This window comes from Nocardia rhizosphaerae (genome assembly GCF_042650365.1).
Classification (GTDB): domain Bacteria; phylum Actinomycetota; class Actinomycetes; order Mycobacteriales; family Mycobacteriaceae; genus Nocardia; species Nocardia rhizosphaerae.
Window position 1 is genome coordinate 270912 of the sequence record NZ_JBHSBA010000003.1, and the last position, 15232, is coordinate 286143.

The following is a 15232-nucleotide window of genomic DNA, read 5'->3' on the forward strand; positions in this document are numbered from 1 at the left end:
TCTGTAGAAACACTCGCGAGCACGTCTCGACATTGATCTACAACTTTCTAGCAAAGCAACTAGATAGTTGAATATCTTTCTCGGTAACGGCTGGACAGCGCCCGGATTCGGTTGCGCATCAGCTGGATAACGCCAGGATTGGCGGGCTAACGCCCCGGAAACCTGTCTCGACACACGGGTACACCAGCTGACCTCGGGAGGCGGGATGTCGAACACCGAAGGGCGCCGCGCCACCGTCACCGCCGATGACGGCACCCCCATCGCCGTCCGCGTATTCGGCGCCGACACCGCCGCACTGACCGTCGTCTTCGCACACGGCCACTGCCTGCACACCGAATCCTGGTCCTTCCTGCGCGAGCATCTGCTGCGGCAGTGGGAGACCGAGGTCAGGATGGTCTTCTACGATCACCGAGGCCACGGCGAATCCGGCCACGCGGACCCCGCCACTTACACCATCGACCAACTCGCCACCGATCTCGACGCGGTCCTGCGCGCGGTCGCGCCGACCGGGCCGGTGGTGCTGATCGGCCACTCGATGGGGGCGATGGCGCTGCTCGCCTACGCGCGACTGTTCCCCGCCGCTATCGGCGAGCGCATCGCGGGCATCGGGCTGATCGCGGGCGCAGCGGGCGGCCTCACCGAGGTGGGCCTCGGCAGGCTGCTCAATCGGCACGCGGTCGCCTCGCTGCAGCGAGCCGTCGTCCGGGCGCCGCGGATGATGCACGCGTCCAAGCGCCTCTCGCGCTGGGTCTTCGGGCCGCTGATCCGCGAGGCGAGCACCGGGACCCGGCGGGTGGACCCACGGGTCGCCGCCATCGCGATGGCGGTACTCGGCGAGACATCGTTGCTGACCATGGCCGGCTTCCTGAGCTCACTACTGACTTTCGACGAGGCAAGGACGCTGCCACGGCTGAGCACCCTGCCGACCCTGGTGCTGGCAGGCACAGCCGATCTGATGGTGCCGTTCACCCACTCGGTGGTGCTGGCCTCGCAGCTGCGCGCGGCCGAATTGGTGCGCATCGAGGGGGCCGGACACAGCGTGATCCTCGAGTCCGCGGAGGAGGTCGCCGCCTCGATCGCCGGCTTGGTCGAGCGGGCGACGGCCGGGCTGCGCGCGCACTACGCGGTAGCGGGTTGAGCCCGACGGTTACCGGATGGCAATCGTGGAATCCGAGCCAACTTCGGCACAAACCGAAAAGCTCGGTTATTGTGGTGGAGATCACGTTGTGTGGTGAGTCACACGACTCGGTGCAGTGCGGCCCGGGGTTTCACGGGCGTGCCAGGTGATCCGACGAGTCGGTCCGCCCGCCATAGACATCAGGAGGTAACGATGACACGCAGCGACATCGCGGAACTGCGCTACGCGGTCGGTCAACTCCGGCAATCGATCGGCGCGCTGCGCACCAACTACGGCGACGCGGCCACCGTGCGCAGGTTGGAGAACGACCTGGAGCGGCTCGTCATCGACGCCGAGGAGTTCGAGCAGGCGCCACCGCCGGAGCTCGCCACCCCACGGCGCGCCGAACCGATCTACGTCCCGGACAGCAAGTCCGACGAGGCGGCCTGGATGGGCGCACAGGACGAGGGCCTCGGCTTCCACTCGCGGCCGCGGACCAAGTAGTACCTGTTCACCGGCGCGACGGTCCTGCTCGCCAGGGCCGTCGCGCCGACCTTCGTCAGGCCCGGTGCCTGCCGAACCGCTTGTTCGGACGCACGCCGTGGAACCTGGCGCCGCGCGGGGCCTCGGTCGGCTCCGCGGACTCGGCGGACTCGAACAGCGCGGCGATGCCGTGATCGTGGCCGAGCGCGATGGCCTCGAGCCCGTAGCGTCCACCGGTCCGGTTCAGTTCGTGCAGCATCGTCGTCATGATCCGCAGGCCGGTGGCACCGACCGGATGTCCGAGGGCGATATCGGAGCCGTTCACATTGAGCCGCTCGTGCGGGTCCAGCTCCCACGCATGCGCCAGCGCGAGCACTTCGACGGCATAGCCCTCGTTGACCTCGAGCAGATCGATCTCGTCGAGCGTGCAGCCGGTGCGCCCGAGCAGTTTCGCCACCGCGGGCGCGGCGCCGAGCGCGGGTCCGTCCCCGTCGCAGCCCGCGGCGGCCCACCCGGTCAGGAACGCCATCGGGATCAGCCCGAGTTCGGTGAGCCGGTCCTCGGCGACGACCAGACAGGCCGACGCGCCGAGCCGATGCGAGCTCATATTGCCCACCGTGACGACACCGTTCTCGAGCAGTGGGCGCAATCCGCCGAGGGTGTGCGTCGACATGTCGTCACGCACGCCCTCGTCCCTGCGGATCTGATGTTCGACCACCCCGGCCGCGACCCCAACCGGAACCACCTCGGCGCCGAAGGTGCCCTGCCGCCAGGCGCGCGCCGCCTTGCGATGGCTGGCCACGGCGAATTCGTCGGCGGCGGTGCGGTCGATCCCGTAGTACTGCGCGAGCCATTCGGCATTGCGCAGGCCTTCGGTGCCGCCAGGCAGGCGCGTCGGGGTGGTGACGCATTCCACCCCGCCGGCGACCACCACGTCGGCGGCACCCGTCTGCACCATCATCGCGGCGGTGATCACGGCCTGCAGCCCGCTGCCGCCGTGCCGGTCGGTCAGGAATCCGGGGACCGCGAACGGGAGACCCGCACCCCGTGCCGCGAGCGCGCCGATCGCGGGGACCCCGGCGAGCCCACCGTCGACACACGCCATCGCGACGTCCTCGATGTGGAGCGGATCGATACCCGCGCGATCGATGACGGCCGATAGGACGGTGGTCGCCAGCCATTCGGCGGGCATCCCCGACAGCGCACCGCCCTCCACGCCGCTGGGCGTGCGGACGGGGGCCACGATGGCGGCTCTTCTCATTGCTCGTCACGCTCCTTTCCCCGTTGCGGGGAACTACGGACAAAGCGCACCACAGGTTTGTTGCACCCGCGTGACCAGTCGTCACGCCCGCCAAACCTGTGATAGAGATCACCGACAGCCGCAGCGGCCCGTTCCATGAGACCGGCCACGAGCGGCGATAACACAGGCGTATGGTGCTCCACATCACAGTCCAGCGCGGTGGAGAATGATCACCGCCGCCACCCGACGATCAGCGAGGCATCCGAAGTGAGTGCCGCACCCACCGCCACCCCGTCGTCCGGGACAGGCGTCTTCAGCAAGACGCGGGCCCGCATCACCACACGCACCCTGCGCACCGACCGGTGGTGGCTACCGCCACTGCTCACCGCGCTCGGTCTCGGCGCGTTCGTCGTGTACGCGACGATCAGATCGTTTGTGCGCACAGCCTATTGGGTGCCGCAGTACCACTATCTGACGCCGTTCTACTCGCCGTGCCTGAGCGATTCGTGCGTGCCTGGCTCGAGTCACTTCGGCACGCCGTTCCCCGAGCTGCCGATGTGGATCCCGCTCGGCTTCGTGGTGCTGCCGTTCCTGCTCGGCTTCCGGCTCACCTGCTACTACTACCGCAAGGCCTACTACCGGTCGGTGTGGTTCTCCCCGCCAGCCTGCGCGGTCGCCGAACCGCACGCGCGCTACACCGGGGAGTCCCGACTGCCGCTGATCATCCAGAACGCGCACCGCTACTTCTTCTATGTCGCGCTGGTCGTCACGCTGATCAACAGCTACGACGCGATCACCGCCTTCCACGGCGAGACCGGCGGTTTCGGGTTCGGCCTCGGCAACATCGTGCTGCTGGTGAATGTCATCCTGCTGTGGGGGTACACGCTGTCGTGTCATTCGTGCCGCCACATCGCGGGCGGCAGGCTCAAGCACTTCTCCGCGCATCCGGTGCGGTACTGGTTCTGGACCCAGGTGTCCAAGCTGAACACCCGGCACATGGCGCTGGCCTGGACCACCCTCGGCACCCTGGTGCTCACCGACTTCTACGTGATGCTCGTCGCCAGCCAGACCATTTCGGACCTGCGGTTCGTCAACTGAATCGCGTCGACTCGAGGAGCTTGTTTTCCCATGCCAGAAGTGGAACGGCACGACTACGACGTCGTGGTGATCGGTGCGGGCGGCGCCGGCCTGCGCGCGGTGATCGAGGCGCGTGAGCAGGGGCTTTCGGTCGCGGTGGTGTGTAAGTCCTTGTTCGGCAAGGCGCACACCGTGATGGCCGAGGGCGGCTGCGCGGCCTCGATGGGCAATGCCAACGAGAAAGACACCTGGCAAACCCATTTCAAGGACACCATGCGCGGCGGCAAGTTCCTCAACAACTGGCGGATGGCCGAACTGCACGCGCGGGAGGCCCCCGACCGGGTATGGGAGCTGGAAACCTATGGCGCGCTGTTCGATCGCACCCCGGACGGCCGGATCAGCCAGCGCAACTTCGGCGGGCACACCTACCCCCGCCTCGCCCACGTCGGCGACCGCACCGGGCTCGAACTCATCCGCACCATGCAGCAGAAGATCGTCTCGCTGCAGCAGGAGGACTACGCGGCCACCGGCGACTACGAGGCCAGGATCAAGGTCTTCGCCGAGTGCACCATCACCGAGCTGATCACCGAGAACGGCCGGATCGCGGGTGCTTTCGGGTACTGGCGGGAATCGGGCGAGCTGGTGCTGTTCACCGCACCGGCGATCGTGCTCGCCACCGGCGGCATCGGCAAGTCCTACAAGGTGACCTCCAACTCCTGGGAGTACACCGGCGACGGCCACGCGCTCGCCCTGCGCGCGGGCGCCACGCTGATCAACATGGAGTTCCTGCAGTTTCATCCGACCGGCATGGTCTGGCCGCCGAGCGTGAAGGGCATCCTCGTCACCGAGGGTGTGCGCGGTGACGGCGGCGTGCTGAAGAATTCCGACGGCAAGCGGTTCATGTTCGACTACATCCCGCCGGTGTTCAAAGGCCAGTACGCCGAAACCGAGGCCGAGGCCGATCAGTGGTTGCGCGACAACGATTCCGCGCGCCGCACGCCGGACCTGCTCCCCCGCGACGAGGTCGCACGCGCGATCAACGAGGAGGTGAAGGCGGGGCGCGGCACCGAACACGGCGGTGTGTATCTGGATATCGCGTCCAGGATGCCCGCCGAGGAGATCGTGCGCAGGCTGCCGTCGATGCACCACCAGTTCAAGGAACTGGCCGATGTCGACATCACCACCGAGCCGATGGAGGTCGGCCCGACCTGCCATTACGTCATGGGCGGTATCGAGGTCGATCCGGATACCGGCGCGGCCGTCGTGCCCGGATTGTTCGCCGCCGGTGAGTGTTCCGGCGGCATGCACGGCTCGAACCGGCTCGGCGGCAACTCGCTGTCGGACCTGCTGGTGTTCGGCAGGCGAGCCGGCCTCGGCGCGTCGGCCTACGTAGCGCAGCTCACCGGGCGACCGGTGCCGGCCGAGGCCGATGTCGAGGCAGCGGCGAAAACGGCTCTCGCGCCGTTCGATCCGCCCACGTCGGGTACCGGCGAGAACCCCTACACCCTGCACAGCGAGTTGCAGCAGACGATGAACGACCTGGTCGGCATCATCCGCAAGGAACACGAGGTACGCGAGGCGATCGAGAAGCTGGCGCAGCTGCGCGCCAGATACGCCGACGTCACCGTGGACGGAGCGCGGCAGTTCAATCCCGGCTGGCACCTGGCGCTCGACCTGGCCAACATGCTGCTTGTGAGCGAATGTGTCGCCGAGGCGGCGCTGCTACGCACCGAGAGCAGGGGCGGACACACTCGCGACGACCATCCCGGCATGGACCCGGACTGGCGCAACAAGCTGCTGGTCTGCGCCATCGACCCGGCCACGGCCAACCGGCCGATCCCGGCCGTCACCGTCACCCCGGCCGATCAGACGCCGATGCGGACCGACCTGCTCGCCCTGTTCGAACTCGGCGAACTCGAGAAGTACTACACCGAACAAGAATTGGCCGAGCATCCCGCGGCGGGCTCGACCGAGGGAAAGGCGTAGCGATGGGATACGACGCCCGGTTCCGGGTCTGGCGCGGCGACATCGACGGCGGTGGACTCGAGGACTTCACGGTGCTGGTGAACGAGGGCGAGGTGGTCCTCGACATCATCCACCGGCTCCAGGCCACCCAGGCGCCCGATCTCGCGGTGCGCTGGAATTGCAAGGCGGGCAAGTGCGGTTCGTGCTCGGCGGAGGTGAACGGCAGGCCGCGTTTGCTGTGCATGACGCGGATGTCGACCTTCACCCCCGACGAGGTGATCACGGTGACGCCGATGCGCACCTTCCCGATCATCAAGGACCTGGTCACCGACGTCTCGTTCAACTACGAAAAGGCCAGGGAGATACCCTCGTTCACGCCGCCTGCCGGTCTCGCTCCCGGCGAGTACCGGATGAAGCAGGTGGATGTGGAGCGCTCGCAGGAGTTTCGCAAGTGCATCGAGTGTTTCCTGTGCCAGAACACCTGTCACGTTGTCCGTGACCACGAGGACAACAAGGAGGCGTTCGCAGGCCCGCGCTACCTGATGCGGATCGCCGAACTCGAGATGCATCCGCTCGACACCGCCGACCGCCGTGAAATGGCTCAGGAAGACGCCGGACTCAGCTACTGCAACATCACCAAATGCTGCACGGAGGTGTGCCCGGAGCACATCAAGATCACCGACAACGCGCTCATTCCGCTGAAGGAACGGGTGGTCGATCGCAAATACGATCCGATTGTCTGGCTGGGAAACAAACTTTTCCGGCGGTAGGCGACGACGCTGCGGGGCCTCGCTAGGCGAAACCCCGCAGCGCACGCCGTCTACAGCACGGCTACCGTCCCCACCGCGACTAATCCGACCAGTAATCCGATGAACAGCGCCGCGAGAAACGAGCCGGTGAGCACGTAGATACCGACCGCCGACACCGCGAAAAGCAGTATCACGATCAGGCGTTCCACCGCGTCCTCAGGCGCCAGCCTCCGGTACCGGGGTGGCATCTTCTTCAACCCTCGGTCCATGTACCGGGGATACCCGACGCCATCTTGATCCAAACGTGATCAAGGGCGATCGAACTCGCCGTCGTGCACGCCCGCGGTGAACGCCGACCATTCGCTCGGGGTGAATATCAGCACCGGGCCGCCGGGGTTCTTGCCGTCGCGCAGGGCCACATATCCGTCTGCCAGCATGGCCACCTCGACGCTGCTGCCCTCCCCCGCGGTGCCTGCCCGCAGCCAGGTGGCGCCGGAGGTGTCGATCGCCCGCTTGCTGTTCATCGGGCGCCGAGCGCGCAGGCGAACGCGCCGCTGTCGATGCCTGCGGTGAAGGCATCCCAGCTCGGGCCGTCGAAGACCAGCGCCGGACCGGCCGGGTTCTTGCTGTCGCGTACTCCCACTCGTCCGCCGTAGAGGAACGCGACTTCGACGCAGTCCTTGCCCGCACCGCTGCGGGTGCTCTTGAACCAGTGTGCGTCGACGAGATCGAAACTCATGCCACATACTCCTTCGCGACCTGCCGCAGCAGGTTCCTACTCGGTTGAATATCCAGCGCATGACGCTGGAGGCACTCATGAGCCCGGTCGTACCTTCTGACATCCGCGCGTCGTTCCAGGTAGAGATCGCCGGTGAAGCCTTCGGCGTACACCACCGGTGGTTCGACCGGTTGCCCCTTGCTGTCGGTGCCGAACTCGAGAACCGTGAAAGGTCCGGTGGAGACTCCGAGTGGAACACCGGCGGCAAACGGCAGGATACGCAGTGTCACATTGCTTCGGGTACTCGTGTCGGCAAGGTGTCGCAACTGCGCAGCCATCACCTTCGCATTACCGACGAGCCGATGCAATACCGATTCGTGCAGAACCACATCGATCTCGGCCGGGAATTGCTTGCGGGTGATCAGCGCCTGCCGTTGCAGCCGTAGCGCCACCCGCCGGTCGATCTCGTCTGCCGAATCCTGTGGATAGCCCAGCTGATTGAGCGCGCGGGCGTATTCGGCGGTCTGCAACAGGCCGAGGACCAATTCGGACTGATAGGCCCGCAGATGCTGGGCCGAAGCCTCCAAACCCACATAGACATCGAAGTTTTCGGGAATCAGGTCGCCGTAGGCGTGCCACCAGCTCTTCACCGCCGCCTGCTGGGCGAGCCCGGTGAGCGCACCGGCGAGCTCGTCGGGAATGCCGTAGATCCGGCACAGTTCGTGAATATCGATGGTGCGGATCCGGTCGGCCTGGCCCTTCTCCAGCCGCTGCAGGGTACTGGCGCCCCACTCCATCAACTTGGCCGCCTCGGCGATGGTCAGGCCCGCTTGGGTCCGCCAATCGCGCAGATACCGACCCAATTGCCGCCGCGGCAGGGTCGAGGAGCCCCCCGTCTGCCCGCCGGTTCCGATCGATGCGTTCGCCGCCACAGCCCCACTCCTCCTGTGCTCACGACCGCCTGACCCCGTTGCTGCCCCGGTCCGGCCGCCGATTTCGTCCACTATGGGGAATCCTGCACCCCCCAGCGGATCCCGTGCTGGGAATTCACGGCTAAACCTCGGCGATCGGCGCGTACTCGCTGTTAGCCGGGCAGTTGCGTGCTGTCCTTGAACCATGCAATTGAGCGATGTGAACATGCATATTGCCGCTGCACTACTGGGTTGCGGCACCGACCCCGGCCCGATGGACGCCGAACAAGCCCACGCCGCAATGCAATTGCACCTCGACTGCACGGTCGACGAGTGCCGGGTGCGCAGACGGGCGCGCAACACCCTCGTCGATGCCGGGCACTGTGTGCTCGAGCAGCGGGCGATCCGGTAGTACTCAGTGATGGCGGTGGTCGGTGATCGGGGTACGCGGGCCGAACTTCGGTTTGTGCGCCTGGCCGCTGAGCGCGAGCAGCCGCACGGCCCGGTAGCGGTGCGGGCGTAGCGGTTCCAGGTAGTCGACCATCGCGTCGTCGTCGATCGGATGGCCGAGCAGGCTCCAGCCGACGGTCGCGGCCAGGTGGTAGTCGCCGACCGAGAGCGCGTCCGCGTCGCCGAATGCCCGCTGGGCGGTCTCGGCAACCGTCCAGACACCGATGCCGGGCAGGCTGCGCAACCGGCGCGCCGCCTCCTCCGGCGTGGCGCTCGCGGTGCGCTCGATGGCGTCGGCCACCTTAGCGGCGCGCACGATCGTCTGCGCGCGTTGCGGTCCGACATTGGCCCGGTGGAACTTCCAGGACGGGACGCGCCGCCAGGTCTCGGCGTCCGGGGCCACCATCAGGCCGACGGGTGCCGGGCCGGGCGCCTTGGTCCCGAATTCGCGGACCAGCGTCCGGTAGGCCGCGAAGGACGACTTCGTGTGCACCTTCTGCTCGAGGATGGCGGGCACAAGCGACTCGAAGACCAGTCCGGTGCGCAGCATCCGCAGGCCGGGCACCATACGATGGGCTTCGACCAGCTTCGGATGCTCGGGGACGAAGTCGCCGAGGTCTTCCTCCAGACAGAGCATCCGGTCGAGCCCGTCGAGGAATTCCGCGGCGCCCGGCCCCCACGCGGTGGCGCGTGCCCCGTCCCGGCCATCCTGCACCAACCGATAGGTGACCACGCCGCTCGGCATCCTGGAGCCGTGCCAGTGCGCACCGTCGCGATCGATGTGGTGGCACGGATCGCCGCCACCGCGCCGCAACGGGATGATGGTCAGCGCGACATCGAACGGCCGGCTCGACCGGACGGTCCTGGACAGCCCGGCTGAGGCCAGGACGGGAGCCGGGGTCGGTGCGCGCACCCGCCCATTGTGCGCCACCACCGCCACCTCGATGCCGATTCGTAATATTCGCCACCTCCGCGGCGATATCGCGGATGTCGGCAAACCGCCGGCATCCGGCTCGACGCAGGAGGTAACCGATGATCACCGACGCGCTCAACTGGCTGCTGGCGGCGTGGGGCAGTGGATCCGCGGGCAGCTCCGGCTACCAGATCGCGCCTGGCACGCTCCCGCACGGGAGCTGACCGGCCCGCCCGCGCCGGGACTCTGCCTTGGGATGGGTGCTCGGTCAGCGCACAGCTCTGCGGCACCGGCATCCGATGGAGCTGGGCAAGCCGGGATTCACCGGGCAGACCCGTGGCGTGAAGTCGCCGAGGGAGACGCTCGCGGAGCGATGCGCGGGCGCGGGTGTCGGCGCACGACGCGGTGACGTCGGCATCCGATAGAGCTCGGCAAGCCAGGGTTGACCGGGCAGGCACGTGGCGGGAAGTCGCCGGGGCGCGGCTCGCCGGGGCGGCACTGCGGAATGAGGGGCAGTGCCGGCCCTGGCTTGGCCGCGCGGAGTGGCGTCTTGCCGATTCGGGTGCGTGGCTGGGGTCAGCCGCCGAGGAGATAGGTGGCCAGCGGAATGCCATCGACGGCGGCCAACTGGTTGGCCTGTGTGCGGCAGGAGAAGCCGTCGGCGAGGAAGGTGGTGCCTTCCGATGCCGTGCGCAGGGCGGGGAGCAGAGCGTTCTCGGCGACCGCGACCGAGACTTCGTAGTGGCCGCGCTGCATGCCCCAGTTCCCGGCGAGCCCGCAGCACCCGGCCAACTCCTGGACGGTGACGCCCATCTCCGCCAGCAGCGCACGCTCCGCCGCGAAGCCGCCGACGGCGTGCTGATGACAGTGCGGCTGCACCACCACGGACGCACCGTCGCGGCGCGGCGGTCGCCATCGCTGGTCGACCAGGAACTCGGCGAGCGTACGCACCGCACCGGCGACCTCGGCGGCGCGCGGGTCGTCGGGCAGCAGCTCGGGCAGGTCGGCCCGCAGCGCCGCCGTGCACGACGGTTCGAGACCGATGATCGCTGCGCCCGCCGCCGCATGCTCGGCCACCGCGTCGAGCGTGGCACGCAGCCGCTTGCGCGCACCATCGAGCTGACCGGTGGTGATCCAGGTCAACCCGCAGCACACCCGCCGCTGCGGAATCCGCACGCGATATCCGAGCTGTTCGATCAGCAGCACCGCCGCGAGCGCGTTCGCCGGGTCGAAGGTGTCGGTGAAGGAGTCGACCCACAGCAGCACCTCGCGGGATCGCGCATCCGCCGGTGGTCCCCCACGAGAGCGACGCGCGTCAACCGGCGACCCCGAAATCGCCGACGGCGAATCGGTAGCCGGCGCCGGAGCGGGGGAGGGCGTTGCGGTGGGCCATCCCGCCGACGTGTCCGTAGGTGGGGCGGGTGGGCCGGATGTCGCGTTGGCGGCTTGTTCCGGTGGTGGCCAGAGCTTCGGTAGCAGGTGGCGGTGCGGGGAGGTGCGCAGGGCGGTCGCGGCGGGGACCGTGCGGTCGTTGCCGCCGAGGTCGGCCCAGACGCGGCCGAACGGGGTCGGCGCCAACCGCGGTGCTTCGCGGCCTGGGTCGATGCCGACGGCGCGCATGGCGGGGCGCCGGAGCGACGGCCGTGCGGCGAGAGCGTTGGCCAGGCGCGGAAACCGTTGGGCCACAGCCAGCCAACTCGGGAGCCTGCCGAGGACGTAGTGGTCGAGTGGGCGTGGTCGACCCTGGTAGCGGCGGTGCAGCGCCTCGGACTTGTAGGTCGCCATGTCGACGCCGGCCGGGCAGTCGGAGGCACAGGCCTTGCAGGACAGGCACAGATCGAGAGAGTCCTCGACAGCCGGTGCGCGCCAATCCAGTTCGCCGCGCACGACTTCCTGCAGGACGCGAGCGCGACCTCGGGTGGTGTCCTTCTCATCGGCGGTCGCCAGGTACGACGGACACATGAAGCCGCCGGAGCCGCGAGTATCGGCGCGGCACTTGCCGATTCCCACACATCTGTGCACAGCTGTGGACAGATCGCCCGCATCCTCGGCCAGCGCGAAACCACCCACCGTCGGCATACGCGGCAACCCGGCCACCCGCAGGTCGGCGTCGACCGGACTCGGCGCGACCAGGACTCCGGGGTTGAGGAGGTGATCGGGATCGAAAAGGGCCTTGAACCCGGCGAAGGCGGCGCGGGCGGCGGGGGAGTACATCACCTCGAGCAGTTCGGACCTGGCCCGCCCGTCGCCGTGTTCGCCCGACAGCGAGCCACCATGGCGCACAACGAGTTCGGCGGCATCGAAGAGGAACGAGCGAAACCGCTGTGGCGCGTCGATGATCGGCAGGTCGAGGCGGACGTGAATACAACCGTCGCCGATATGGCCGTAGAGCAACCCGCTGACTCCGTATTCGCCGGTGAGCGTGGCGAATTCACGCAGGTACGCGCCGAGTCGCGCGGGTGGAACGGCGGCGTCCTCCCAGCCGGGCCAGGCCGGTTCGCCCGACGGCGTCCGCCCGGCCAGCCCGGCGCCGTCGGCACGGATGCGCCAAAGTGCCGAGGTGGCACCGGGATCGGTGACGATCCGATGATCGACCGCGCCGGCCTCCCGGCACAGGCGCTCGGCGCGAGCCAGCGCCTCCGCGGCGGTGTCACCCGCCGTTTCGACGAACAGCCAGCCGCGACCGCGCGGCAGTTCCGGCACCGTGCCGCGGTGCGCGCGAACCCGGTCGACCAGTCCGGCATCTATACCCTCGACGGCGATCGGCGCGCAACGAATGACGGCGGCGATGTCGTCTGCCGCGGTGGCGATATCGGGGTATCCGAGCACGGTGAGCACGGTCGCGCCGGGCAGCGGGGTGAGCGCTACCTCGGCCTCCAGCAGCAGCCCGCAGGTACCCTCCGAGCCGACGAAGGCCTTCGCGAGCGCCGAACCCCGTTCCGGCAGGAGATGTTCCAGCCCGTAGCCGGACGCCTGCCGATCGAATCTGCCCAGTTCGGTGCGCATGACGGCGAGCTGGGCGGTGGTGAACTCGGCCAGTCCGGGCACAGCGGTGAGGTCGGTGGCGAGCACCCGTTCCACACCGGTCCCGTCGACGACGCGCAGTTTGCGCACCGTGTCGGAGGTGCGTCCCCAGGCCAGCGCGTGCGGTCCGCAGGCGTTGTTGCCGATCATCCCGCCCAGCGTGCACCGATCCTGGGTGGAAGGGTCGGGCCCGAATCGCAGGCCCGATGCCCGCAGCTGTCGTTGCAGGTCGGCGAGCACCACACCGGGCTGTACCACCGCGGTGCGGGCCTCGGGATCGACCGCGCGCACCACCCGCATATGCCTGCTGAAATCGAGCACGATGCCGGAGCCGACCGCATTGCCCGCCACGGAGGTGCCGCCGCCGCGCGCGGTCACCGGCAGGCCGCGTTCGCGGGCGAAGCTCACCGTCGCGGCGACGTCGGCGTCGTCGCGCGGGAAGACCACCACGGTGGGGCGAACCCGGTAGTTGGAGGCGTCGGCGGAGTACTCGGCGCGCCGCCGGACCGAGGCGTCGACGGTGCAGGCGACCCGGCCACGCAGGGCGGTGGCCAGCAGTTCTGCACTCCGGTTGTCGTCCACCTGTCCAGCGTAGGCACCGTTCGCCCGTCGCACCGGAAAGGATTTGCTCTCAACCTTTGTTGAGGTTCTAGTGTCGGTGGCCAGGAGTTCGATGGGCGGGGAGCGAAGAGGAGTCAGCCAGTGAGTATCGAATCGGTGGCCTACAGCCAGATGTACCGGCGGATGACCGCGCCGGAGGAGCAGCGGCCGTTCAGCGCGGCCACGGCGCGACGGATCCTGCGTTTCGCCGCGCCGCATCGGCGCCGGATCGCGGGGTTCCTGCTGCTCAGTGTGGTGGCCGCGGTCCTCGGCGTGGCGACACCGGTGCTCGCGGGCCGGGTCGTCAACGACATCGTCGGCGGCTCGGCGCCGCGCGTCGTCGTGCTGCTCGCGCTGGCCATCGCCGGGCTCGCGGTGCTCGACGCGGCGCTCGGCCTGGTGATCCGCTGGCTGTCGGCCAGGATCGGTGAGGGCCTGATCCTCGATCTGCGCACCGCCGTGTTCGATCACGTGCAGAAGATGCCGGTCGCCTTCTTCACCCGCACCAGAACCGGCGCCCTGGTGAGCAGGCTCAACAGCGATGTCATCGGCGCGCAGCGCGCGTTCAGCGACACCCTCTCCGGTGTGGTCACCAATCTGGTCACCCTCGTGCTCACCCTGGTCGTGATGCTCAGCATCTCCTGGCAGATCACCCTGCTCGCGCTGGTGCTGCTGCCGGTTTTCGTGATCCCGGCCCGGCGCGCGGGCAACCGGCTGGCCGCCATGCAGCGCGAGGCCGCCCAGCTCAACGCCGATATGAGCACCCAGATGACCGAGCGCTTCTCCGCGCCGGGCGCCACCCTGGTGAAGCTGTTCGGCAGGCCGCGCCAGGAATCGGCCGAGTTCGCGGTGCGGGCCACCCGGGTGCGCGATATCGGCGTACGCACCGCCATGCTGCAGACCACGTTCGTCACCTCGCTCACCCTGGTCTCGGCGCTGGCGCTGGCGCTGGTGTACGGCCTCGGCGGCTGGTACGCGCTGCGCGGCAGCCTCGACGCAGGCTCGGTGGTCGCCCTTTCGCTGCTGCTGACCAGGCTGTACACCCCGCTCACCGCGCTGGCCAGCGCGCGGCTGGAGATCATGGCCGCGCTGGTGAGCTTCGAGCGGGTGTTCGAGGTGCTCGACCTGAAGCCGCTGATCGAAGACGCGCCCGGTGCGGTGCACGTGCCCGACGGCCCGGTGGCGGTGGAGCTCGACGCGGTGAACTTCGGCTACCCGTCGGCCGACAAGGTGTCGCTGGCCTCGCTGGAAGATGTCGCCACCCTGGACACCCGCGGCGGCGTCGAGGTGCTGCACGAGGTTTCGCTGCGCGCCGAGCCGGGGCAGCTGGTGGCGCTGGTCGGCTCGTCCGGTGCGGGCAAATCGACCATCGCCCAGCTGGTTTCCCGGCTGTACGACGTGGACTCGGGCGCGATCCGGCTCAACGGCGCCGACGTGCGCGAGCTGACCACCGAGTCGATCCAGCGCACCGTCGGCCTCGTCACCCAGGACGGGCACCTGTTCCACGACACGATCCGGGCGAACCTGCTGCTCGCCCGCCCCGAGGCGACCGAGGACGAGCTCTGGGACGCGCTGCAACGCGCCCGCCTCGGCGAGCTGGTGTCCTCGCTCGCCGACGGCCTCGACACCGTGGTCGGCGAACGCGGCTACCGGCTTTCGGGCGGGGAACGCCAGCGTCTGACCATCGCCAGATTGCTGCTCAAGCAGCCGCGCGTGGTGATCCTCGACGAGGCCACCGCCTCGCTGGATTCCACGTCGGAGGCCGCCGTCCAGGAGGCACTCACCGAGGCGCTGCACGGCCGCACCGCCCTGGTGATCGCCCACCGCCTGTCCACGATTCGCGCCGCCGATCAGATCGTGGTGCTCGAGCAGGGCCGGATCGTGGAACGCGGTACCCACGCCGACCTGCTCGGCGCGGACGGACGCTACGCCGAGCTGTACCGCACCCAGTTCGCCGACGAACCGGTGCCGAGCGCGGCCTAGCG

14 protein-coding genes are annotated in these 15232 nt (G+C 68.7%); 7 read left to right on the top strand and 7 right to left on the bottom strand.

What is annotated here, in order from left to right; all coding sequences use genetic code 11:
* The first annotated feature begins 205 nt into the window (after positions 1–205).
* On the top strand, positions 206–1138 hold the full coding sequence (locus ACFOW8_RS02810; protein WP_378544945.1) for an alpha/beta fold hydrolase: 933 nt from the start codon (positions 206–208) through the stop codon (positions 1136–1138).
* Between the two features lie 192 nt (positions 1139–1330).
* The gene (locus tag ACFOW8_RS02815) at positions 1331–1621 is read left to right on the top strand and encodes a hypothetical protein (RefSeq protein WP_378544948.1); all 291 of its coding nucleotides are present in this window, start codon (positions 1331–1333) and stop codon (positions 1619–1621) included.
* A 55-nt stretch (positions 1622–1676) separates the two neighbouring features.
* On the opposite strand, the gene ACFOW8_RS02820 is transcribed toward ACFOW8_RS02815, so the two are convergent.
* Entirely contained in the window at positions 1677–2861 is a 1185-nt protein-coding gene (locus ACFOW8_RS02820; protein ID WP_378544951.1) for a thiolase family protein, read from the bottom strand.
* Positions 2862–3107: 246 nt separating this feature from the next.
* Between ACFOW8_RS02820 and ACFOW8_RS02825 the strand changes: the two genes are divergently transcribed.
* From ACFOW8_RS02825 to ACFOW8_RS02835, 3 genes are read left to right on the top strand one after another with little or no spacing between them, the layout of a single operon-like run.
* Entirely contained in the window at positions 3108–3938 is an 831-nt protein-coding gene (locus ACFOW8_RS02825) for a hypothetical protein (protein ID WP_378544954.1), read from the top strand.
* Positions 3939–3968: 30 nt separating this feature from the next.
* The gene (locus ACFOW8_RS02830) at positions 3969–5903 is read left to right on the top strand and encodes a fumarate reductase/succinate dehydrogenase flavoprotein subunit (protein WP_378544957.1); all 1935 of its coding nucleotides are present in this window, start codon (positions 3969–3971) and stop codon (positions 5901–5903) included.
* A gap of 2 nt (positions 5904–5905) precedes the next feature.
* Entirely contained in the window at positions 5906–6652 is a 747-nt protein-coding gene (locus tag ACFOW8_RS02835) for a succinate dehydrogenase/fumarate reductase iron-sulfur subunit (RefSeq protein ID WP_378544959.1), read from the top strand.
* Positions 6653–6702: 50 nt separating this feature from the next.
* Here the strand turns inward: ACFOW8_RS02835 and ACFOW8_RS02840 are convergent, their stop codons facing one another.
* The 4 genes from ACFOW8_RS02840 to ACFOW8_RS02855 are packed head-to-tail and all read right to left on the bottom strand — an operon-like array spanning position 6703 to position 8281.
* A complete protein-coding gene (locus ACFOW8_RS02840) occupies positions 6703–6900 on the bottom strand; it encodes a hypothetical protein (RefSeq protein WP_378544962.1) in 198 nt (65 codons plus the stop codon).
* A 39-nt stretch (positions 6901–6939) separates the two neighbouring features.
* Positions 6940–7155 (bottom strand): DUF397 domain-containing protein, encoded by a 216-nt coding sequence (locus tag ACFOW8_RS02845; RefSeq protein ID WP_378544965.1) that lies wholly within the window; start codon positions 7153–7155, stop codon positions 6940–6942.
* Positions 7152–7370 carry a DUF397 domain-containing protein gene (locus ACFOW8_RS02850; RefSeq protein WP_378544968.1) on the bottom strand — a complete coding sequence of 73 codons (219 nt, stop codon included), beginning with the start codon at positions 7368–7370 and terminating at the stop codon, positions 7152–7154. The genes ACFOW8_RS02845 and ACFOW8_RS02850 overlap by 4 nt, the downstream gene beginning before the upstream one ends.
* Positions 7367–8281, bottom strand: coding sequence for a helix-turn-helix domain-containing protein (locus ACFOW8_RS02855; protein ID WP_378544971.1), 915 nt, complete (start codon positions 8279–8281; stop codon positions 7367–7369). Before ACFOW8_RS02855 ends, ACFOW8_RS02850 begins: the two co-directional genes overlap by 4 nt.
* Before the next feature lie 184 nt (positions 8282–8465).
* On the opposite strand from ACFOW8_RS02855, the gene ACFOW8_RS02860 reads away from it, so the two are divergent.
* On the top strand, positions 8466–8672 hold the full coding sequence (locus tag ACFOW8_RS02860) for a hypothetical protein (RefSeq protein WP_378544974.1): 207 nt from the start codon (positions 8466–8468) through the stop codon (positions 8670–8672).
* Positions 8673–8675: 3 nt separating this feature from the next.
* Here the strand turns inward: ACFOW8_RS02860 and ACFOW8_RS02865 are convergent, their stop codons facing one another.
* Complete coding sequence (locus ACFOW8_RS02865) at positions 8676–9623, bottom strand: DNA-3-methyladenine glycosylase family protein (protein ID WP_378544977.1); 948 nt, start codon at positions 9621–9623, stop codon at positions 8676–8678.
* A 576-nt stretch (positions 9624–10199) separates the two neighbouring features.
* Positions 10200–13229 carry an FAD-binding and (Fe-S)-binding domain-containing protein gene (locus tag ACFOW8_RS02870; protein WP_378544980.1) on the bottom strand — a complete coding sequence of 1010 codons (3030 nt, stop codon included), beginning with the start codon at positions 13227–13229 and terminating at the stop codon, positions 10200–10202.
* A 120-nt stretch (positions 13230–13349) separates the two neighbouring features.
* Here ACFOW8_RS02870 and ACFOW8_RS02875 point away from each other — a divergent pair, with 120 nt between their 5' ends.
* A complete protein-coding gene (locus tag ACFOW8_RS02875) occupies positions 13350–15230 on the top strand; it encodes an ABC transporter ATP-binding protein (protein WP_378544983.1) in 1881 nt (626 codons plus the stop codon).
* The last annotated feature ends 2 nt before the right edge of the window (positions 15231–15232 follow it).

Coding starts and splice junctions, on each gene's coding strand:
- ACFOW8_RS02810 (WP_378544945.1), top strand. CDS start 206: ATGTCGAACACCGAAGGGCGCCGCGCCACCGTCACCGCCGATGACGGC.
- ACFOW8_RS02815 (WP_378544948.1), top strand. CDS start 1,331: ATGACACGCAGCGACATCGCGGAACTGCGCTACGCGGTCGGTCAACTC.
- ACFOW8_RS02820 (WP_378544951.1), bottom strand. CDS start 2,861: ATGAGAAGAGCCGCCATCGTGGCCCCCGTCCGCACGCCCAGCGGCGTG.
- ACFOW8_RS02830 (WP_378544957.1), top strand. CDS start 3,969: ATGCCAGAAGTGGAACGGCACGACTACGACGTCGTGGTGATCGGTGCG.
- ACFOW8_RS02835 (WP_378544959.1), top strand. CDS start 5,906: ATGGGATACGACGCCCGGTTCCGGGTCTGGCGCGGCGACATCGACGGC.
- ACFOW8_RS02840 (WP_378544962.1), bottom strand. CDS start 6,900: ATGGACCGAGGGTTGAAGAAGATGCCACCCCGGTACCGGAGGCTGGCG.
- ACFOW8_RS02845 (WP_378544965.1), bottom strand. CDS start 7,155: ATGAACAGCAAGCGGGCGATCGACACCTCCGGCGCCACCTGGCTGCGG.
- ACFOW8_RS02850 (WP_378544968.1), bottom strand. CDS start 7,370: ATGAGTTTCGATCTCGTCGACGCACACTGGTTCAAGAGCACCCGCAGC.
- ACFOW8_RS02860 (WP_378544974.1), top strand. CDS start 8,466: ATGCAATTGAGCGATGTGAACATGCATATTGCCGCTGCACTACTGGGT.